The organism is Streptomyces luteireticuli, assembly GCF_041519305.1.
Taxonomy (GTDB): domain Bacteria; phylum Actinomycetota; class Actinomycetes; order Streptomycetales; family Streptomycetaceae; genus Streptomyces; species Streptomyces luteireticuli.
The window spans coordinates 7203265-7223219 of the sequence record NZ_CP167927.1 but is presented as its reverse complement, the minus strand read 5'-3'; the positions used below and the strand labels follow the sequence as shown (position 1 = coordinate 7223219).

Annotated in this window: 16 protein-coding genes and 1 pseudogene; 14 read left to right on the top strand and 3 right to left on the bottom strand. The window is 74.6% G+C overall.

The features are described from left to right. Positions 1-1254, bottom strand: a complete 1254-nt coding sequence (locus tag AB8735_RS32465) for an 8-amino-7-oxononanoate synthase (protein ID WP_372411240.1) — start codon at positions 1252-1254, stop codon at positions 1-3. Positions 1255-1475: 221 nt separating this feature from the next. Between AB8735_RS32465 and bioB the strand changes: the two genes are divergently transcribed. The 11 genes and pseudogenes from bioB (at position 1476) to AB8735_RS32410 (ending at position 14208) form a co-directional block, all read left to right on the top strand. After that, complete coding sequence (gene bioB / locus AB8735_RS32460; RefSeq protein WP_372411239.1) at positions 1476-2624, top strand: biotin synthase BioB; 1149 nt, start codon at positions 1476-1478, stop codon at positions 2622-2624. Continuing rightward, positions 2617-3939, top strand: coding sequence for an adenosylmethionine--8-amino-7-oxononanoate transaminase (locus AB8735_RS32455; RefSeq protein WP_372411238.1), 1323 nt, complete (start codon positions 2617-2619; stop codon positions 3937-3939). Before bioB ends, AB8735_RS32455 begins: the two co-directional genes overlap by 8 nt. A gap of 727 nt (positions 3940-4666) precedes the next feature. Continuing rightward, the gene (gene bioD / locus AB8735_RS32450; RefSeq protein WP_372411236.1) at positions 4667-5377 is read left to right on the top strand and encodes a dethiobiotin synthase; all 711 of its coding nucleotides are present in this window, start codon (positions 4667-4669) and stop codon (positions 5375-5377) included. Positions 5378-5445: 68 nt separating this feature from the next. Continuing rightward, the gene (locus tag AB8735_RS32445; RefSeq protein ID WP_372411234.1) at positions 5446-6099 is read left to right on the top strand and encodes a class I SAM-dependent methyltransferase; all 654 of its coding nucleotides are present in this window, start codon (positions 5446-5448) and stop codon (positions 6097-6099) included. Positions 6100-6185: 86 nt separating this feature from the next. Next, on the top strand, positions 6186-7067 hold the full coding sequence (locus tag AB8735_RS32440) for an LLM class F420-dependent oxidoreductase (protein WP_372411232.1): 882 nt from the start codon (positions 6186-6188) through the stop codon (positions 7065-7067). 189 nt (positions 7068-7256) lie between these two features. Further along, positions 7257-8591 carry a hemolysin family protein gene (locus tag AB8735_RS32435; protein WP_372411231.1) on the top strand — a complete coding sequence of 445 codons (1335 nt, stop codon included), beginning with the start codon at positions 7257-7259 and terminating at the stop codon, positions 8589-8591. After that, positions 8588-9601, top strand: coding sequence for a hemolysin family protein (locus AB8735_RS32430; protein ID WP_372411229.1), 1014 nt, complete (start codon positions 8588-8590; stop codon positions 9599-9601). The genes AB8735_RS32435 and AB8735_RS32430 overlap by 4 nt, the downstream gene beginning before the upstream one ends. A gap of 41 nt (positions 9602-9642) precedes the next feature. After that, positions 9643-10473: an SGNH/GDSL hydrolase family protein gene (locus tag AB8735_RS32425; protein ID WP_344028230.1), complete on the top strand. Its 831-nt coding sequence runs from the start codon at positions 9643-9645 to the stop codon at positions 10471-10473. A 73-nt stretch (positions 10474-10546) separates the two neighbouring features. Continuing rightward, a complete protein-coding gene (purB, locus tag AB8735_RS32420; protein WP_372411228.1) occupies positions 10547-11980 on the top strand; it encodes an adenylosuccinate lyase in 1434 nt (477 codons plus the stop codon). Between the two features lie 5 nt (positions 11981-11985). Then, positions 11986-12545: pseudogene (gene mug, locus AB8735_RS32415) on the top strand (G/U mismatch-specific DNA glycosylase). A gap of 496 nt (positions 12546-13041) precedes the next feature. Further along, entirely contained in the window at positions 13042-14208 is a 1167-nt protein-coding gene (locus AB8735_RS32410) for an ROK family protein (RefSeq protein ID WP_344028082.1), read from the top strand. Between the two features lie 15 nt (positions 14209-14223). On the opposite strand, the gene AB8735_RS32405 is transcribed toward AB8735_RS32410, so the two are convergent. Further along, complete coding sequence (locus tag AB8735_RS32405; protein WP_344028085.1) at positions 14224-14967, bottom strand: GntR family transcriptional regulator; 744 nt, start codon at positions 14965-14967, stop codon at positions 14224-14226. Between the two features lie 330 nt (positions 14968-15297). Here AB8735_RS32405 and AB8735_RS32400 point away from each other — a divergent pair, with 330 nt between their 5' ends. Then, a complete protein-coding gene (locus tag AB8735_RS32400; protein WP_372411226.1) occupies positions 15298-16137 on the top strand; it encodes an alpha/beta fold hydrolase in 840 nt (279 codons plus the stop codon). A 128-nt stretch (positions 16138-16265) separates the two neighbouring features. Next, positions 16266-17678 (top strand): hypothetical protein, encoded by a 1413-nt coding sequence (locus AB8735_RS32395; RefSeq protein ID WP_372411224.1) that lies wholly within the window; start codon positions 16266-16268, stop codon positions 17676-17678. On the opposite strand, the gene AB8735_RS32390 is transcribed toward AB8735_RS32395, so the two are convergent. Continuing rightward, entirely contained in the window at positions 17675-18280 is a 606-nt protein-coding gene (locus AB8735_RS32390) for an AAA family ATPase (RefSeq protein ID WP_372411222.1), read from the bottom strand. The genes AB8735_RS32395 and AB8735_RS32390 overlap by 4 nt on opposite strands. Positions 18281-18399: 119 nt before the next feature. On the opposite strand from AB8735_RS32390, the gene AB8735_RS32385 reads away from it, so the two are divergent. Next, positions 18400-19803: an NAD(P)/FAD-dependent oxidoreductase gene (locus AB8735_RS32385; protein WP_372411220.1), complete on the top strand. Its 1404-nt coding sequence runs from the start codon at positions 18400-18402 to the stop codon at positions 19801-19803. Positions 19804-19955 lie beyond the last annotated feature (152 nt).

Sequence of the window (19955 nt, the reverse complement as noted above, 5' to 3'; positions counted from 1 at the left end):
TCACCCGTGCGCTCGACGGGCGTTGAGGAACCCCTCCGCCGCGGCCGTGCCCACCACCGTGCCGGCCGCCCGTTCCACCTGTGCGTCCGTGAGGTCCGCGCGGGCGGTCAGCCGCAGCCGGGAGACGCCGTCCGGCACCGACGGCGGCCGGAAGCAGCCCACTTCGATCCCCGCCGCCCGGCAGTCGGCCTGCCAGCGCACCGCCGCCCGCGGCGAGGGGGCCCGTACCGAGACGACGGCCGCGTCGGGGCGTACGGCCGTGAGGCCCGCGCCGGTCAGCCGGGCGTGCAGGTCGCCGGCCACGGCGCGGACCCTGGCCGCGCGCCCGGGTTCACGGCGCAGCACCTCCAGGGCCGCGAGGGCGGCGGCGGCCGCGGCGGGGGCGAGGCCGGTGTCGAAGATGAACGTACGGGCGCTGCTGACCAGATGGGCGATGACCCGGGCGGGGCCGAGGACCACTCCGCCCTGGGCGCCGAGGGACTTGGAGAGGGTGACGGTGGACACGACGTCGGGGGCGCCGGCGAGTCCGGCGGCGTGCACGGCGCCGCGTCCGCCGTCGCCCAGCACGCCGAGCCCGTGGGCGTCGTCCACCAGCAGCCCGGCGCCGTGGCGGCGGCACTGCCGGGCGAGGGCGGCGAGCGGGGCGGCGTCGCCGTCCACCGAGAAGACCGAGTCGGTCACCACGAGGCCCCGCCCCGGGTGGGCGGCCAGCGCCTTGCCGGCCGCCTCGGGGTCGGCGTGCGGGACGACGGCCCGGCCGGCGCGCGCGAGACGGCAGCCGTCGATCAGTGAGGCATGGTTGCCCTCGTCGGAGACCAGCAGGCCACGAGCACCGGAGAGTTCGGGGGGCGGGGCGAGGGCGGTGACGGCGGCGAGGTTGGCGGCATACCCGGAGGAGAAGACGAGGGCGGCCTCGAAACCGCAGAACTCGGCCAGGGCCTCCTCCAGCCGGGTGTGCAGCGCGGTGCTCCCGGAGACCAGGCGCGAGCCGGTGGACCCGGCGCCCCAGCGGTGCGCGGCGTCGGCGGCGGCGCGGGTGACCTCCGGGTGGCGGGAGAGCCCCAGATAGTCGTTGCCCGCCAGGTCGAGCACGGCCGGCTCCCCGGCGCCGGGCTCGGGGCGGGGACGCAGCGTCCGGACGAGCCCGGCCTCGCGGCGCAGCCGGTGCTGTTCGTCGAGCCAGTCGAAGGTGGTCGAACGGGTCGCACCGGTCCGGGTGGCCGGGCTGGATGGGGAAACCGCGTTGTGGGGCATCGGCCGTTCCGGTTCCTGTCAGGGGTCCTTGGCAGGACGATCTGTGGGGTTCACATAAATCCGTGCACGGGTCCCTCCGGTACGGGCACGGACAGCCTGCCCCCCAAACTAGCGGCGAAGGGCCCCTGAACTGCATGTCGTGATCCACCCACGTCATCGGGCCGGTGTTGTGAGATCTCGACCTTGGCCCAGGGTGACCGGGTAGGCGAGGATCATGGGCCATGGACCTGTTGAACACATTGGTGGCCAAGGGGCTGAGGCGCGAGCTGCCCACCCGCGACGAGGCGCTGGCCGTCCTGTCGACCTCCGACGACGACCTGCTCGATGTGGTGGCCGCGGCCGGGAAGGTGCGCCGCCAGTGGTTCGGGCGGCGGGTCAAGCTCAACTACCTGGTCAACCTCAAGTCCGGTCTCTGCCCCGAGGACTGCTCGTACTGCTCCCAGCGGCTCGGCGCCGACACCGGGATCCTCAAGTACACCTGGCTCAAGCCGGAGGACGCCTCGAAGGCGGCCTCGGCGGGGGTGGCGGGCGGCGCCAAGCGGGTCTGCCTGGTCGCGAGCGGGCGCGGTCCGACGGACCGGGACATCGACCGGGTGGCGCGCACCATCGAGGCGATCAAGGAGGAGAACGCCGAGGTCGAGGTCTGCGCCTGTCTGGGCCTGCTCTCCGACGGCCAGGCCGAGCGGCTGCGCGACGCGGGGGTGTACGCCTACAGCAACAACCTCAACACCTCCGAGGCCACGTACGCGGACATCACCACCACCCACACCTACCAGGACCGCGTCGACACCGTGCGCCGCACGCAGGAGGCGGGCATGTCCGCCTGCTCCGGGCTGATCGCGGGCATGGGCGAGAGCGACGAGGACCTCGTCGACGTGGTCTTCGCGCTGCGCGGGCTGGACGTGGACTCGGTGCCGGTCAACTTCCTCATCCCCTTCGAGGGGACGCCGCTGGCCAAGGAGTGGAACCTCACGCCGCAGCGCGCGCTGCGCATCCTGGCGATGGTCCGCTTCGTCCACCCGGACGCGGAGGTGCGGCTGGCCGGCGGCCGGGAGATCCATCTGCGCTCGCTCCAGCCGCTGGCCCTGCACCTGGCCAACTCCATCTTCCTGGGCGACTATCTGACCAGCGAGGGCCAGGAGGGCCGGGCCGACCTCGACATGATCACCGACGCGGGCTTCGAGGTCGAGGGCGTGGAGACCAGCACGCTGCCGGAGCACCGGCGCGGGGGCGGCTGCGGGCCCTGCGGCGGCGACGGGGCCGCCGCGGACGAGGGCCCCACCGCGGACGAGGGTCCCGCCGCGGCCCGTACCGACCTGGTCGCCGTGCGCCGCCGGGGCGCGGGAACGGACCTGCCGCCCAATGCCTGAACACCTCACCCTGGAACGGCTGTTGGCGCTCGACCGGCAGCATGTGTGGCACCCGTACGGGCCGATGCCCGGCGGACGGGAGCCGCTGGTCGTCGCGTCGGCCTCCGGCGTCCGGCTGCGGCTGGCCGAACCGGTCCACGGCGTGCGCGAGTTGGTGGACGGCATGGCCTCGTGGTGGTCGGCGCTGCACGGCTACAACCACCCGGTGCTCAACGAGGCGGCGCGCAGCCAGCTGGACCGGATGAGCCATGTGATGTTCGGCGGTCTCACCCATGAGCCGGCCGTCCGGCTGGCCGCCCGGCTGGTGGAGATCACCCCCGAGGGGCTGGAACACGTCTTCCTCGCCGACTCCGGCTCGGTGTCGGTCGAGGTGGCCACCAAGATGTGCCTGCAGTACTGGCGTTCGTCCGGGCGGCCGGAGAAGCGGCGGCTGATGACCTGGCGCGGCGGCTACCACGGGGACACCTGGATGCCGATGTCGGTCTGCGACCCGGACGGCGGGATGCACGGCCTGTGGGCCGGAGTGCTGCCGGAGCAGGTCTTCGCGGACGCCCCGCCGACCGGCTTCACCGCGGAGGAGGACCCCGCGTACGCGGCGCACCTCCGGGACCTCCTGGAACGTCACGCCCATGAGCTGGCCGCGGTCGTCGTGGAGCCGGTGGTGCAGAACGCGGGCGGGATGCGCTTCCACTCCCCCGCGTATCTGCGGCTGCTGCGGCGGCTGTGCGACGAGTACGACGTGCTGCTGGTCTTCGACGAGATCGCCACGGGGTTCGGGCGGACGGGTGCGCTGTTCGCGGCGGACCACGCCGGGGTGACACCCGATGTGATGTGCGTGGGCAAGGCGTTGACGGGCGGCTATCTGACGATGGCGGCCGCGCTGTGCACGTCCCGGGTGGCGGAGGGGATCTCCCGCGGGGAGGTGCCGGTCCTGGCGCACGGCCCGACGTTCATGGGCAACCCGCTCGCGGCCGCCGTCGCCAACGCCTCGATCGACCTGCTGCTGGGGCAGGACTGGGCGGGGGAAGTGAAGCGGATCGAGGCCGGGTTGCTGGACGGGCTCGCTCCGGCGGCGGAGCTACCGGGCGTGCGCGAGGTGCGGGTGCTGGGTGCGATCGGCGCGGTCGAGCTGGAGCGTCCGCTGGACGCGGCAGGGATGGCGTCGGCGACGGAGGCGGCGGTGCGGGCCGGGGTGTGGCTGCGGCCGTTCGGGCGGCTGGTGTACACGATGCCGCCGTTTGTGACGGGGGATGAGGATGTGGCGCGGATCTGTGGGGCGGTGTGTGCGGTGGCGGGGGCTGTGGCGGGCGGGTAGCGGGGCCCTTCGTCCCTCGCTCCGGGGCTCTGCCCCGGGGCCTGGTGCTGCGGTGGCGCGGGGCGGCGGGCTGCGGCTTGGGCGTCGCTGCAACGCGGCGGTGCCGCGTCGTCCTCAGGCGCCGGACGGGCTGGGTTTGCCCCTGCCCCGCCCTTTCACCGTTTCTTCCGGGGCTCCGCCCCCCCCCGGCCCGGCACCGCGCTGCCGCGCGGTGGGCGGGGGCTGCGCCCCTGGCCCCCGTTTGTCGCGGCTACGCCGCTCGTCCTCAAGCACCGGACGGGCTGAAATGGCGCGCCGATCCAGCCCGTCCGGCGCTTGAGGACTCCGCCCGAAGGGCGGACGGGGCCCGGGGTCTCCCCGGAATGGGGGCACCCCCTCTGGGGGAGGTGAAAGGGCGGGACCGGGGCACACACCCAGCCCATCCGGCGTTTGAGGACTGGGGGTGCCCCCTCTGGGGGAGCCCGAAGGGCGCTTCAGGGGCGCAGGGGCAAAGCCGGTCAGGGCCCGGCGGGCGCAACCCGAGCGGGGTCCAGGGGGCGAAGCCCCCGGTGGGGCGCAGGGGCGAAGCCCCGCCCACCCGCGCGGCAGCGCGGAACCGCCCCCACCGCGCGCGGCAGCGCGCAGCGGGGTGGTGCAGGGGCGGCAGCCCCTGCGGGAAACGGCGAAAGGGCGGGGCAGGGGCAAATCCCACCCCGCCGACGACAACCCACGACACCGAAGGAACCCCATGCCCATCCTCCTCATCTCCGGCACCGGAACCGACATCGGCAAAACCCTCACCACCGCCGCCCTCGCCGCCGCCACCCTCGCCCGGGGCCACTCCGTCGCCGTCCTCAAACCGGCCCAGACCGGCATCGCCCCGGGCGAGCCGGGAGACGTCGCGGAAGTGCAGCGGCTGGCCGGGCCCGCCGTCACCGCCGTCGAACTCGCCCGGTTCCCCGAGCCGTTGGCCCCGGCCACGGCCGCCCGCCGGGCCGGCCGCGCCCCGGTGCGTCCCCGGGAGATCGCCCGGGAGGCGACCCGGCTGGCGAAGGAGCACGACCTCGTCCTCGTCGAGGGCGCGGGCGGCCTGCTCGTACGGCTCGACGACGCGGGCAGCACCCTCGCCGACGCGGCCGCCCTCCTGGACGCCCCGGTCCTGGTCGTCGCCGCCGCGGGCCTGGGCACGCTCAACGCGACCGCCCTCACCGCGGAGGCGCTCCGCGCGCGCGGCCTGCGCAGCCCGGGCGTGGTGATCGGCAGTTGGCCGGCGGAGCCGGACCTGGCGATGCGCTGCAACCTGGCGGACTTCCCGGAGTCGGCACAGGCCCCGCTGCTGGGCGCGCTGCCCGAAGGGGCGGGGGCCCTGGCCCCGGAGGAGTTCCGTGCCCGGGCGGCGAGTTGGCTGGCGCCGGAGCTGTCGGGCACATGGGACGCGCAGGCGTTCACGAAGGCGTAGAAGGGGCAACGGCCCCGCCGCGGGGAACAATCGCGGTAGCCGCCGTCCCCAGGAAAGGGGCCCGTGCCATGCCGCTTCACTCCTCCCCCGTCCACCACCCCCTCTTCGCCCGCTTCTACATGAGGACCGGCCCGGTTCTGGACCGCAGGGCCGGGATGGCCGCCCACCGCAGAGAGCTGCTGGCCGGGCTGTCCGGGCGGGTGATCGAGATCGGGGCCGGGCAGGGGCTCAACTTCCCCCACTACCCCGACGCCGTCTCCGAGGTCGTGGCCGTCGAGCCCGAGCGGCTGCTGCGCCGGCAGGCGGCGCAGGCCGCGGTGCGCTGCGGCGTGCCGGTGGACGTCGTCCCGGCGGTGGCCGAGGCGCTGCCGGTCAAGAGCGAGGCGTTCGACGCGGCCGCGGTGTCGCTGGTGCTGTGTTCCGTGCGGGACGTCCCGAGGGCGCTCGCGGAGCTGCGGCGCGTCCTGCGGCCGGGTGGCGAGCTGCGCTTCTTCGAGCACGGGGCCGCCGAGGGCGGTGTGTTGCCCCTCGTGCAGCGGGCGCTGGACCGCACCGTGTGGCCGCCGCTCTTCGGCGGCTGCCACACGGCCCGCGACCCGCTGGCCGCGATCGGCGCGGCGGGCTTCACGCTCGGCGCGTGGCGGCGGCTGAGCGTGCCGGAGGGGCCGGTGCGGCTGCCGACCTCGCCGTGTGTGACGGGAGTGGCTGTCCGGACACCTTAAACGGAGGTATCCTCCGGATATCCGGGCGCCACAGGCCCGGACCGCCGCAGGCGCAGACCGCCGCAGGCCCAGACCGAGGGGGATCCTTGTTCCGTCCGTTCCGATTCGCCGTCAACATGCTCACCAGCGGCACGGCAGCCGAATGGCGCGAGAAGTGCCGCAGGGCCGAGGCCCTGGGCTACGACGTGATCCTCGTCCCCGACCATCTGGGCATGCCCGCCCCCTTCCCCGCCCTGGTCGCCGCCGCGGAGGCGACCGAGCGGCCACGGCTGGGGACCTTCGTCCTCAACGCCGGGTTCTACAACCCCGCGCTCCTGGCCCGCGACGTGGCCGCCACCGACCAGCTCACCGGCGGCAGGCTGGAGTTGGGGCTGGGCACCGGCTACGTCAAGGACGAACACGACCGCGCGGGGCTGCCGTTCGGCACTCCGCGCGAGCGCGTCGACCACCTGGAGCGCACCGTCACCGAACTGGGCCGGCTGCTGGCCGACCCCGGACACACGCCGCGCGCCGGGCAGTTCCCGCACGTCCCCCTGCTGCTCGGCGGGAACGGCAACCGGGTGCTGCGGCTGACGGCGCGCCACGCGGATACGGCGGCCTTCACGGGCGCGACCGCCGACGCCGGGGGCAACCTGAGCCTGATCACGCCCGACGCCCTGGAGGAGCGCGTCGCCGCCTACCGGGGCTTCGCGGCGGACCGGGAGACCCCGGCGGAGCTCAACTACCTCGTCCAGATGGTGCTGCCGGGGAAGGACCGCCGGGCGATCGTGCGCGACCTCGCCCCGAAGTCCCTCGGGCTCTCCGAGGACGATCTCCTGAACCACCCGGCCCTGCTGACGGGCACCGTGCGGGACATGGCCGAGCAGATCCTGGCCCACCGCGAGCGCTACGGCTTCACCTACTTCACGGTGCTGGACCCGGCCCTGGAGGCCTTCGCACCGGTGATGGAGGAGCTGCGCGGGGCCTGACGGCGGGGGCCGACGACGGGGAGGACTGCATCGCTTTGCCGTTCCTTTACTATGGGTGGCCCACCCGCCTCCCCGACGAAAGGTGTGAACGTCCTCCATGGGCGAGCCTCCCAGTAGCCCCCTCCGTCCCCGCCGGCACCGCGCGCCGCTGCGGCCCGTGCACGACCATGGGACGGAGGTGACCCCCCGATGACCGAAGCGCTCCTGCTGGCACTGACCGTGCTGCTGACGCTCGCCTGCGCCGTCTTCGTCGCGGCCGAGTTCTCGCTCACCACCGTGGAGCGCGGCGAGCTCGAACGCGCCGCCGAGGCCGGGGACCGGCGCGCCCGCGGCGCGCTGCGGGCCGTCAAGGGGCTGACCTTCCAGCTGTCCGGCGCCCAGCTCGGCATCACCGTCACCGGCCTGGTGATCGGCATGATCTCCAAGCCGTCCCTGGCCAAGCTCCTCACCGGACCCGTCGAGGCCGTCGGGCTGCCGCGCCCCGTGGCGTCCTCGGTGGCACTGGCCCTGGGAACGATCCTGTCCACCGTGGTGCTGATGGTCGTCGGCGAACTGGTGCCGAAGAACTGGGCGATCTCCCGGCCCCTGCCGGTGGCCCGCGCCGTCGCCGGGCCGCAGCGCGCCTTCTCCCGCCTCTTCCGGCCGCTGATCCGGCATCTGAACAACACCGCCAACCGCATGCTGCACCGCATGGGCATCGAGCCCGCCGAGGAACTGGCCACCGCCCGCGGCCCCCGCGAGCTGGCCGCGCTCGCCCGGCACTCCGCCCGGCAGGGCGCGCTGGAGGCGGACACCGCCGATCTGTTCATCCGCACGCTCAGCCTCGCCGACCTCACCGCGGGGCATGTGATGACCCCGCGCGTCCAGGTCACCCTCCTCGACGACCGGGCCACCGTCGAGGACGTGGCCAACGCCACCCGGGCGACCGGCCTGTCCCGCTTCCCCGTCTACCGGGGCAGCCCGGACTCCGTCATCGGCATCGCCCACATCAAGGACGTCCTCGCCGTCCCGGCCGACGAACGCCCGCAGCAGCCCGTCACCGCGCTGCTGCGCGAGCCGCTGTTCGTCCCCCAGTCGCTGACCGTGGACCGGCTGCTGGACCGGCTGTCCGCCAAGCGCAGCATGGCCGTGGTCATCGACGAGTACGGCGGCACCGCGGGCGTGGTGACCCTGGAGGACATCGTCGAGGAGGTCGTCGGCGAGGTCCGCGACGAGCACGACCCGGCCGAGCGGCCCGGCCTGGCCCCGGCCGGCACCGACGCCGACGGCCGGCGGGTCTACGACGCCGACGGCGCCGCCCGCACCGACGACCAGCTGGAGGCCATCGGCCTGCGGGCGCCCGAGGGCCCGTACGAGACGCTCGCCGGCCTGATCGCCACCGAGCTCGGCCGCATCCCCGTCGCCGGGGACGTGCTGGAGGTGGCGGGCTGGCACATCGAGGTGACCGACGCCTCCGGACGGCGCGCGGCCCGGGTGCGTCTGACCGCCCCCGCCGGGAGCACCGGGCAGGAGGCCGGCCGATGACCGCCGTCCAGCTGCTGATCGGCCTGGCGACCCTGGTCGCCAACGCCTTCTTCGTCGGCGCCGAGTTCGCCCTGATCTCCGTGCGCCGCGACCAGGTCGAGCCGCACGCCGAGCGGGGCGACCGGCGCGCCCGCGCGGTGCTGTGGGGACTGGAGCACATCTCGGCGCTGATGGCCGCGGCCCAGCTCGGCATCACGCTGTGCACCCTGGTCCTCGGCGTGGTCGCCGAACCGGCCTTCGCCACGCTGCTGGAGCCCGTGCTGCACGCGGCCGGGGTGCCCTCCGGCGGCATCCACGCCATCTCGTTCGCCCTCGCGCTGGCCGTCGCCACCTATCTGCACATGCTCTTCGGCGAGATGGTGCCCAAGAACATCGCCCTCGCCGAGCCGGTGCGCACCGCGCTCCGCCTCGGCCCACCGCTGGTCGCGCTCTCCCGCGCCCTGCGCCCGGTGGTCTTCACCATCAACCGGCTGGCCAACGGGGTGCTGCGGCTGCTGCGGGTCGAGCCCAAGGACGAGGTGACAGCGGTCTTCTCCGACGACCAGCTGGCCCGGATGGTGGCCGACTCCAGCGCCGCCGGACTGCTCGACGAGCGGTCCACGGAGCGGCTGCGCGACGCCCTGGAGCTGGGCAAGCGTCCGGTCGCGGATGTGGTGCTGCCGGTCGGCCGGGTGGTCTCGGCCCGCATCGGCGTGACCCCGGAGGGCCTGGAGCGGCTGTCGGCCGGATCGGGCTTCTCCCGCTTCCCCGTCGTCGACGACACCGGCCGCATCCTCGGCTATCTGCACGTCAAGGACGCGCTGGACGCGAGCCCGCGCGACGTCCCGTTCCCCACGGAGGCCATGCGCCCCATCGCCCGGGTCCGGGCCGACACCCCGCTCGACGACGTCATCACGGCGATGAGCGGCACCGGCGCCCACCTGGCGGCCGTGGTCGGGGCGGACGACCGGCTCGCCGGGCTGGTCACCCTGGAGGACGTGCTGCGCCAGCTCGTCGGGCAGCGGCTGTGAGCCCTCCGGCGGACGGGGAGTAGGATCGCCGCGCCATGCCGATGAATGCCACGTACACGTACACCAGTTTCGTCGCGGTCGGGGACTCCTTCACCGAGGGGATGTCCGACGCGCTCCCGGACGGCTCGTACCGCGGCTGGGCCGACCTGCTCGCCACCCGGCTCGCCGCCCGCACGCCCGGCTTCCGCTACGCGAACCTGGCCGTGCGCGGCAAGCTCATCGCGCAGATCGCCGACGAGCAGGCCGCCCCCGCGGCCGGGCTGGGCGCGGACCTGGTGACCCTGGTCGGCGGGCTCAACGACGTCCTGCGGCCCAACTGCGACGTGGACCTGGTCTGCGCCCGGCTGGCCGCGACCGCGGACCGGCTGGCCGCGGGCTCCGGGCGGCTGGTGCTGATGCGCAGCCCGGGGCGGCGCGGGCCGGTGCTGGAGCGGGTCCGCCCGCGGATGGAGAAGCTCTTCGGCTTCGTCGAGGAACTGGCCGCGCGGCACGACGCCGTGCTCGTCGACCTCTTCGGCTCCGAGGCGCTGGGCGACCCGCGGATGTGGGCCGAGGACCGTCTGCACCTCAACGCCGAGGGCCACCGCCGGGTGGCCGAGGCGGTCTGGCAGGCGCTCGGCCACCCCGCCGAGTCCGACTGGCGCGCGCCGCTGCCCCCGTCGGCGCGCCCCGGCTGGACCGCCCGGCGCGGCTCCGACCTGCGCTTCGCCCGCGAGCACCTGGGCCCGTGGATCGGCCGGCGGCTCACCGGCCGGTCCTCCGGGGACGGCCGGGTCGGCGCCCACTTCAGCGCCGAGCGGGGCGAGGCGTTCTTCGTCACCCCGGTGACGGACCCGCCGGGGTGCGTGACCGGGTGGCGGCAGGTCTCCTGACAGCGCCGTCGTAGGAACGCACGATCCGCACCGCGGCGCGGAGCTGCGCGAACCGCCAGTAGACTTCGGTCACGTGACTGCAAAGCCTCGTATCCCCAACGTCCTGGCCGGCCGCTACGCCTCCGCCGAGCTCGCCGTGCTGTGGTCCCCCGAGTACAAGGTCAAGCTGGAGCGGAAGCTGTGGCTCGCCGTGCTCCGCGCCCAGAAGGACCTGGGGATCGAGGTGCCGGACGCCGCCCTCGCCGACTACGAGCGCGTGCTCGACCAGGTGGACCTCGCCTCGATCGCCGAGCGCGAGAAGGTCACGCGCCACGATGTGAAGGCGCGGATCGAGGAGTTCAACGCGCTGGCCGGGCACGAGCACGTGCACAAGGGCATGACCTCCCGCGACCTGACGGAGAACGTCGAGCAGCTGCAGATCCGGCTCTCCCTGGAGCTGGTCCGCGACCGCGCCGTCGCCGTCCTCGCCCGGCTGGGCAAGCTGGCCGCCGACCACGCCGAGCTGGTCATGGCCGGCCGCTCGCACAACGTCGCCGCCCAGGCCACCACGCTCGGCAAGCGCTTCGCCACCACCGCCGACGAACTCCTCGTCGCCTACGGCCGGGTGGAGGAGCTGCTGGCCCGCTACCCGCTGCGCGGCATCAAGGGCCCGGTCGGCACCGCCCAGGACATGCTGGACCTGCTCGGCGGCGACGCCGCGAAGCTGGCCGAGCTGGAGCAGCGGATCGCCGGACACCTCGGCTTCGCGCACGCCTTCACCTCCGTCGGCCAGGTCTACCCGCGCTCGCTGGACTACGACGTGGTCACCGCGCTGGTGCAGCTCGCCGCCGCGCCGTCCTCGCTGGCCAAGACCGTCCGGCTGATGGCCGGGCACGAGCTGGTGACCGAGGGCTTCAAGCCCGGCCAGGTCGGTTCGTCCGCCATGCCGCACAAGATGAACACCCGCTCCTGCGAGCGCGTCAACGGCCTGATGGTCATCCTGCGCGGCTACGCCTCGATGACCGGCGAGCTGGCCGGCGACCAGTGGAACGAGGGCGACGTCTCCTGCTCGGTCGTGCGCCGCGTGGCGCTGCCGGACGCGTTCTTCGCGCTCGACGGCCTGCTGGAGACCTTCCTGACCGTCCTGGACGAGTTCGGCGCCTTCCCCGCCGTCTTCGCCCGCGAACTGGACCGCTACCTCCCCTTCCTCGCCACCACCAAGGTGCTGATGGGCGCGGTACGGGCCGGGGTCGGCCGCGAGGTCGCCCACGAGGCGATCAAGGAGCACGCGGTGGCCTCCGCGCTGGCCATGCGCGAGCAGGGCGCCGAGCGCAACGAGCTGCTCGACAAGCTGGCCGCCGACGAGCGGATCCCGCTGGACCGCGCCGCGCTCGACGCGCTGATGGCCGACAAGCTCTCCTTCACCGGTGCCGCCGCCGACCAGGTCGCGTCGGTGGTCGCGCGGATCGAGGAGATCGTCAAGTCCCGCCCGGAGGCCGCCGGTTACGCGCCGGGGGCGATCCTCTGACGCGCCTGTCCCCCGAGGAGCTGGAGGCCCCCCGCGACCGACTCGTCCCCGACGTGGTCGCGGACGGCCTGCGCGTCCTCTTCTGCGGCATCAACCCCGGCCTGATGACGGCCGCGACGGGCCATCACTTCGCCCGCCCCGGCAACCTCCCCCAGCTACCGCTGGGGGTGCCCCCAGGCCCGCCCTGCACGCCTCGGGCTTCACCCCTCGCCGGCTGCACCCGTCGGAGCAGGGGCTCCTGCCGTCGTACGGGCTCGGCATCACCAACGTGGTGGCGCGCGCGACGGCGCGGGCGGACGAGCTGTCCGACGAGGAGTTCCGCGACGGCGGCCGCGTCCTCGTCGAGAAGGTGGGGCAACTGCGGCCGCGGTGGCTGGCGGTGGCCGGGGTGACGGCGTACCGCGTCGCCTTCGGCGACAAGCGGGCCCAAATCGGCCCGCAGGAGCGGACGATAGGCGGGACGCGGATCTGGGCGCTGCCCAATCCGAGCGGGTTGAACGCGCAGTGGACGCTGCCGCGGATGGCGGAGGAGTTTGCGCGGTTGCGGGAGGCGGCGGGGGTGTAGGGGGTGTTTTGCCCCTGACCCGCCCTTTCACCGTTTCTTCCGGGGCGGAGCCCCGGGCCCGGACCGCCCTCCGGGCGGTGGCGGGGCTTCGCCCCTGCGCCCCACCGGGGGCTGCGCCCCCTGGCCCCCCGAAGCGCCCTGCGGGCGCTGTCCTCAAACGCCGGACGGGCTGGAGTGCGCGCCCGGGCTTTGGATTCCGGCCCGGGCGCGAAATTCAGCCTGTCCGGCGTTTGAGGACGAGCGGCGGAGCCGCGACAACGGGGTCCGGGGCGGAGCCCCGAAGCAGGGGTGCAGGGGGCGCAGCCCCCGCCCCACCGCGGCGAAGCCGCGGTACCGGGCCCGGGGCTTGCCCCGGAAGAAACGGTGAAAGGGCGGGCCAGGGGCAAAGCACCCCTCCCCCTCCCCACCCCCACCGGCTACCATCCGGTGCGGTAAAAGGCACGTAAAAGCCGCGGCAGGCACCCCGCCGCCACGGCACACCGAGGAGGCGGCGACGTTGGGGCGGCTCACCGGCGGGGATCCGTCCCTGTTGCGGCGGATCAATTCGGCCGTGGTCCTGCACGCCCTGCGCGCCTCCGCGCCCCCCGCGTCCCCCACGCTCACCGACCTGGTGAAGGTCACGGGGCTGTCCCGGCCGACCGTCGAGGGCGTGGTGGAGGGCCTGATCGAGTCCGGGCTCGTCGAGGAGGCCGCGGCCGAGCAGAACGCGGCGCGGCGTCAGGGCCGCCCGGCGCGGCGCTTCCGCTTCCGGGTCGAGGCCGGCCATCTGCTGGGCATCGAGATCGGCGCGCACCGGGTCGCGGTGCTGCTGGCCGATCTCAGCGGCCGGGTGACGGGCGCGGCGTCGGCGGAGGTCGCCGAGACGGCGTCGGCCGACGAGCGGCTGGCGCAGGCGCGCACCGCCGTCGCGGACGTCCTGCGCCGCTCGGGCGTGCCGCGGGACGCGCTGCGCGCGGTCGGCGTGGCGAGCCCGGGCATCGTGGAGGCCGACGGAACGATTCGGCTGGGCACGGCCCTGCCGGGGTGGACGGGGCTGCCGCTGGGCGACCGGCTGCGCCGCTCGTTCCCCTGCCCGGTGCTGGTGGAGAACGACGCGAACGCGGCCGCCGTGGCGGAGCACTGGAAGGGCGCGGCCCGGGAGTCCGGCGACGTGGTGTTCGTCCTGGCGGGCCTGAGCCCGGGTGCCGGTTCACTGATCGGCGGGCGGCTGCACCGCGGGTTCGGCGGCGCGGCCGGCGAGATCGGAGCGCTGCACCTGCTGGGACGGGAGGCCACGCCGGAGGAGGTGCTCTCGCCCACCGACGTGCCGTTGCAGCCGCTGGACGAGGCCCAGGTGGTCCGGGTGTTCGCGCTGGCCAGGGAGGGCGACGAACGGGCACGCGCCGCAGTGGACCGCTATCTGCGGCGGCTGGTGCACGACGTGGCGGCGCTGGTGCTGGCGCTCGACCCGGAGCTGGTGGTGGTCGGCGGCTGGGCGGCGGGGCTGACGGGCATCCTGGAGCCGCTGCGCAGCGAGCTGGCGCGGTACTGTCTGCGCCCGCCGCGGGTCGCCCTGTCCCTGCTGGGCGACTCCGCGGTGGCGACGGGGGCGCTGCGACTGGCGCTGAACCACGTGGAGGAGGAGCTCTTCGCGGTGAACCCGCCTGCGGAGAGCCGTACTTGACGGACCGACGGGCCGTCAGGCCGCCGGCAGCCCCACGGGGTCCGCGTCGCCGAAGGTGAGCCGGCAGGTGTCGGCCCGGTAGGTGGCCACGGCCACGGCGACGGTGGCACCGTCCACGACGTAGCGGGTGGTGACGAGGAGCACGGGCGAGCCGGGCAGCCGCTCCAGCTGCCTGGCCTCGTCGGCGCGGGCCGAGCCCAGCTCCACCGCGCGGTCCCGGTCCGCCGGCCGCAGCTCCTGCAGCTCGCGCAGGACGGCCCGGGCGCGGGCGGGCCCGGAGGCCGTCGCGGGCAGCGCCAGGGCGGGGAGGCGGGGGACCGGCACGTACAGCGACTCGGCGGCGACGGGCTGGCCGTGGCTGCTGCGGGTGCGGCGCACGGTGTGCACGGCCTCGTCGGGGGCGGTGCCCAGGAGCAGGGCGACGGCCGCGGGCGGGGCGGCGAGGCCGGTGTCCACCGGCTGCCAGTCGCCCTCGGTGCCGCCGGGGCGGGTGTGCCCGGCGTCGGCGACGGCGACGCCCATGCGGGGCGGCGCGACGGTGGTGCCGACGCCGCGGCGGCGCTGGAGCCGTCCTTCGAGCTCGAGTTGCTCGAGCGCCTGGCGGAGCGTGGCGCGGGCGACCCCGAAACGGGCGGCGAGTTCCCGCTCGTTGGGCAGGATCTCCCCCACCGCGAACTCCGAGTCGAGCGCGTCGCCGAGGACCGTCTTCAGGTGCCAGTACTTCGGTTCCGGCACCGTTTCCAGCTGCGTCGTCCCCACCCTCATCCTCCGCAGGCTTTTCGCGCGCTTCTTTATTAAAGGTTGTTGCAGTATGCCTGTGACCATAGGACGGTGTGCGGACTTGGTCAAGACCAATGCAGCACACCTGGCGTACGCACCCGGGGTGCGGGGCGCACGGAAGGGCGCGCCGCGTCGGCGCACTCCCTTGCGGCCACGGCGAGTTGGGGGTCGTCGTACGGAACCCCCGCGCACGGACCCGCCGTTGCGGGCGGTGCCCGTCCCGTCGCGCCCGTCCCGGGTCTACCCTCGGGTAACCATTACTGACATCCTGTCTAAGGAAGCCCTCCGAGGACGATCAGGAGCCGCATCGTGGCCGAGACCGCGCAGACCGTGTCCTTCCCCGTCGACACCCCCTCCGGGCCGCGCAGAACCGAGGTGACCTACCGGCGGACCGGCGCGGGCGAGCCGCTCGTGCTGCTGCACGGCATCGGTCACCACCTCCAGGCCTGGGACCCGGTGCTGGGGATCCTCGCGGTCGAGCACGACGTCATCGCCCTCGACCTGCCCGGCTTCGGCCGCTCCCCCGCCCTGCCCGCCGGCCACCCCTACGACCTGCCGAGCATGACCTCGTCCCTGCGCGCCTTCTTCGAGGCCCTGGAGCTGGACCGCCCGCACGTCGCGGGCAACTCCCTGGGCGGGGTGCTCGCCCTGCAACTGGGCCAGGACAAGCTCGTACGGTCCGTCACGGCCCTCTCGCCCGCCGGATTCTGGACGGAGGCCGAGCGGCGCTGGGCCTACGCCGTGCTGCGCGGCATGCGGGCCACCGCCCGCCGGGTGCCGCCGGAGCGGCTGGCCCGGCTCGCCGCCACTCCCGCCGGCCGCACGGCGATGGGCTGCTGGATCTACGCCCGTCCCGCGCGGCGCACCCCCGAGGCCCTGATCGCCGAGACCGAGGCGCTGCGCGGCGCCACGGGTTTCGAGGCCACCCTCGCGGCCGGGCGCTCCGTGCTCTTCACCCATGAGGTCGCCGATCTGCCGGTCACCGTCGCCTGGGGCACCCGCGACCGGCTGCTGCTGCCCCGGCAGGGCGTCCGCGCCAAGAAGGTCGTCCCGGGCGCCCGGCTGGTCCGGCTGCCCGGCTGCGGGCACGTCCCCATGAACGACGACCCCGCCCTGACGGCCCGGGTCATTCTCGACACCGCGCGCTGACCCGGCGCCGGGACGGCGGACGGGCGCCCCCGCCGGTCGGCCGGGCGCACCCCGCTGACCGGCGGGGATGCCCCGCCGAGCACATAGGATCCCCCGGACCAGCACTTTCGATCATGGGGGATTTCGCCGTGGGTTCCACCGCCCGCACCGTCCTCGTCCCGGCCGCGACGGTCGTGACGCTCCTCGCCGGCCTCACGGCCTGCGGCTCCGGCTCCTCGTCCCCGGACGGTCCGTCCGAGGCGAAGTCGAGCTCTTCGCCGCGGGCCGCGGGCCTCCCCGGCGGGCCGATACCCGGCCTGGCCAAGGCCCTGTCCTGGACCGTGCCCGCGACGCCGGGCGGCGCCTCGGTGTTCGCCCTGGGCGACGCCTTCGCCGTTGTCAGCGGCGGACCGAAGGCCACCCGCCCCGCGTCCGGGACCGCGGACGCCGACGCCCCGCCCGCCGAGCGCGCGGGCGCCAAGGTCGTCCAGTTCCGCGACGCCGGCACCGGCAGGCTGCGCGCGACGGTGGAGCGGGACGACGCCCGGGTGTACGCGACGACCTGGCACGGCGCCCCGTCGCTGCGCGTCGACGTCGTCAGCACGAAGGCGTCCGACGGCATGACCTCGGCCAGGAGCTCCACCGTCTCCGAGGTCTACGACGCCCGGGGCAGGAAGCTCGGCAGCGTGCCGGACGACAAGGACCACGAGCTGTCGGACGGCTGGGTCGCCACCGACGGCGGCGGGAAGGTCGCCCCGGCCGAGGGCGGGGAGGCGAAGTCCTTCGAGGGCGGCAAGGAGCTCCGCTCCCTCCAGGCACCCAGGAATCCGGAGAAGGGCCGCGAGCTGCCCGGCCCCCGGTTCGGCGGCGGCTACGGCTTCTCCCGCGAGGAGGCGAAGACGGGCCCCTACAGCCACACCAAGCGCCTGGTGGTCACCGAGCTGAGCACCGGCAGGAAGGTCTGGACCTCCAGCGAGGCGGGCCGGCCCGACAAGGCGATCCCGGAGGACAGGTCCAAGGCCACCAACGTCGTCCCCGTCACCGTGCTCGGCGACCGCGTCGTCCTCGCCTGGCAGACCGAGGGCAAGGACGGGGGCACCGAGCCCTGGCTGCTGTCGGTGAACGACCTCAGGACCGGCCGTCTCCTCACCACCGGCCCCGTCGTCAGGGCCGCCGCCTCCGACAACATGGCCGAGATCATGCAGTCGGACGACAAGCCGGTCTTCTACGTGACGCACGACCCGTCCACGGATGTCCTCACCGTCTCCGGCGAGCGCGACTCCAAGTGGCAGGCCACCGCCTGGGATCTGAAGTCCGGCAAGCAGCTGTGGACGCAGGCCGACGACGAGAACCTCTTCGCGCCGGTGGCCTCCGGCAACGGCGTCGTGTACGGCTTCACCGACCGCTACGTACAGGACTTCTCCAAGCCCATCGCCGTCGACGTGAAGACCAAGAAGGTCCTCGCCCGGGGCTTCGAGGCGGACCGCATCCCGGTCTTCAGCGCCGACGGTCACGGGGCGGTCGCCGTGGACGAGGGCGTGTTCGTCTTCGCCAAGGGCTAGGGAATGCCCGATGGGTCGGTGGCCCGTGCCGACCCATCGGACACGCCCCGGGCCACCGTCGGTCCGTGGCGGAACCGGGCCGCGAAGCGCACCCGTTCCGTCACGGACCCGCGTGGCAGCTCCACCAGCTCGTACCCGGACTCCCGGTACGCCGCGGCCACCGCCTCGTACGTCCGTACCGCCTCCGTGAAGGACTGCCGCCGCTCGGCGTCGCGCTCGTAGATCTCCGGCCACGGCGGGGCGGCGAGCACCCGCCGGTGGTAGCGGAACCGCCGCACCGCCTCCCGCAGATGCTCCGGCACCGGGCGCCCCTCCAGCCGCAGATACCCCACGATGTCGGGCACACCCCGGTCGAAGAAGACCGTGCCCGGCCAGGTGGCCGCCTCGTGGTGGGAGCGCAGCTCCCAGCAGAGCATCAGCTCGGCGAAGAGCTCCGGATCCGTCCACGGCAGGGCGCGGCCGCCGAGCGCCGCCTGGTCCCGGATGACGCCGCGGCCGGCCTCCTGCGAGCGCGCATACCCCGCCTCCTGCAGGGCGTCGATCAGGGTGCTCTTCCCGGCCCCCGGCCCTCCGGTCACCACGATGTAACGGTCATGGCCCATTGGCCCAATGTATCCCCGGCTGTATCCCCGGCCCCGGTCCGGCCGTGTGGCGGGCGCATCCCGCGCCTGGGAGGGTGGACCGGACGTCGGTGTACGCGACGGAAGCGGGGTGCGGTGTCATGACCGAGCGAACCGAGCGGACCGAACAGGCCGAGCAGGTGGACGTCGTCGTCATCGGCATGGGCCCGGGCGGCGAGCACATCGCCGGGAGCCTGGCGGAGACCGGGCTGCGGGTGGTCGGCGTGGAGGCGGAGCTCGTCGGCGGCGAGTGCCCGTACTGGGGCTGTGTGCCCAGCAAGATGATGATCCGCGCCGGAAACCTGCTGGCCGAGGCCCGGCGGATCCCCGGCCTGGCCGGGACCTCGCAGGTCGTGCCCGACTGGGCGCCGGTCGCCGCCCGGATCCGGGACGAGGCCACCGACGACTGGGACGACCGGGTCGCCGCCGACCGCTTCACCGGCAAGGGCGGCCTCCTCGTACGCGGCCGAGGGCGGCTGGCCGGGCCCGGCCGGGTCACGGTGGACGGGCCGGACGGCCGCCGCACCTTCGAGGCGATCCGCGGCGTGGTGGTCGCCACCGGTTCCCGGCCGCAGATACCGCCGGTGCCCGGCCTCGCCGACGTGCCGTTCTGGACCAACCGGGACGCGATCGCCGCCAAGGAGGCGCCGCGGTCGCTGCTGGTCCTCGGCGGCGGCTCGATCGGCGTCGAACTCGCCCAGGTCTACGCCCGGTTCGGCACGGACGTGACGATCGTCGAGGCGACGGACGCCCTGGTCCCCATGGAGGAGCCCGAGGCCGGCGAGCTGCTCGCCGGAGTGCTGGCCGCGGAGGGGCTGACCGTACGGACCGGCGCGCGGGCCGCCTCGGTGCGGTACACGGACGACGCGTTCACCCTCGCTCTGGACGGCGGCGGCGAACTCACCGGCGACCGGCTGCTGGTGGCCACCGGCCGCCGCGCCGACCTCTCCGACCTGGGGCTGGAGACCGTGGGTCTGGACCCGCAGGCCCGGTCCCTGCGGACGGACGGCCTGATGCACGCGGGGCACGCGCTGTGGGCCGCCGGGGACGTCACCGGGCACGGCGCCTTCACCCATGTCGCCATGTACGAGGCGGACATCGTGATCCGGGCCGTGCTCGGCGAGCCGGGCCCCGAGGCGGACTACCGGGCCCTGCCGCGGGTGACCTTCACCGACCCCGAGATCGGCGCGGTCGGCCTCACCGAACGCGCCGCCCGCGAGCAGGGGTTGACCGTCCGGACGGGTCTCTCCCGCGTCCCCTCCTCGTCCCGCGGCTGGATCCACAAGGCGGGCAACGAGGGCTTCGTCAAGCTCGTCGAGGACGCGGAGCGGGGGGTGCTCGTCGGCGCGACGACGGCGGGGCCGATGGGCGGCGAGGTGCTGTACGGGCTGGCGGTGGCGGTGCAGGCGGAGGTGCCGGTGGATCGGTTGCGGCACATGATCTACGCGTATCCGACGTTCCATCGCGGGGTGGAGGACGCGCTGCGCGCCCTCACGGAGGGGTAGTTGACCCCACCCCCCGGAGGGGGTGATCCGGGTCACCTCGAAGGAGTCTTGGAGTGGGACGCCACCCATGTCACTCTTTTCCCACGCCCACCCTGCCCTCATAGCGCCCGCATCGCGCACGGCCTCCGGGTGGCGGATTCGACCAAGCACCG

What these genes read in the sequence shown, in the direction of transcription:
- AB8735_RS32465 (WP_372411240.1), bottom strand. Translation starts at nt 1,254, where the DNA reads ATGCCCCACAACGCGGTTTCCCCATCCAGCCCGGCCACCCGGACCGGT.
- bioB (WP_372411239.1), top strand. Translation starts at nt 1,476, where the DNA reads ATGGACCTGTTGAACACATTGGTGGCCAAGGGGCTGAGGCGCGAGCTG.
- AB8735_RS32455 (WP_372411238.1), top strand. Translation starts at nt 2,617, where the DNA reads ATGCCTGAACACCTCACCCTGGAACGGCTGTTGGCGCTCGACCGGCAG.
- bioD (WP_372411236.1), top strand. Translation starts at nt 4,667, where the DNA reads ATGCCCATCCTCCTCATCTCCGGCACCGGAACCGACATCGGCAAAACC.
- AB8735_RS32445 (WP_372411234.1), top strand. Translation starts at nt 5,446, where the DNA reads ATGCCGCTTCACTCCTCCCCCGTCCACCACCCCCTCTTCGCCCGCTTC.
- AB8735_RS32435 (WP_372411231.1), top strand. Translation starts at nt 7,257, where the DNA reads ATGACCGAAGCGCTCCTGCTGGCACTGACCGTGCTGCTGACGCTCGCC.
- AB8735_RS32430 (WP_372411229.1), top strand. Translation starts at nt 8,588, where the DNA reads ATGACCGCCGTCCAGCTGCTGATCGGCCTGGCGACCCTGGTCGCCAAC.
- AB8735_RS32425 (WP_344028230.1), top strand. Translation starts at nt 9,643, where the DNA reads ATGAATGCCACGTACACGTACACCAGTTTCGTCGCGGTCGGGGACTCC.
- AB8735_RS32390 (WP_372411222.1), bottom strand. Translation starts at nt 18,280, where the DNA reads ATGGGCCATGACCGTTACATCGTGGTGACCGGAGGGCCGGGGGCCGGG.
- AB8735_RS32385 (WP_372411220.1), top strand. Translation starts at nt 18,400, where the DNA reads ATGACCGAGCGAACCGAGCGGACCGAACAGGCCGAGCAGGTGGACGTC.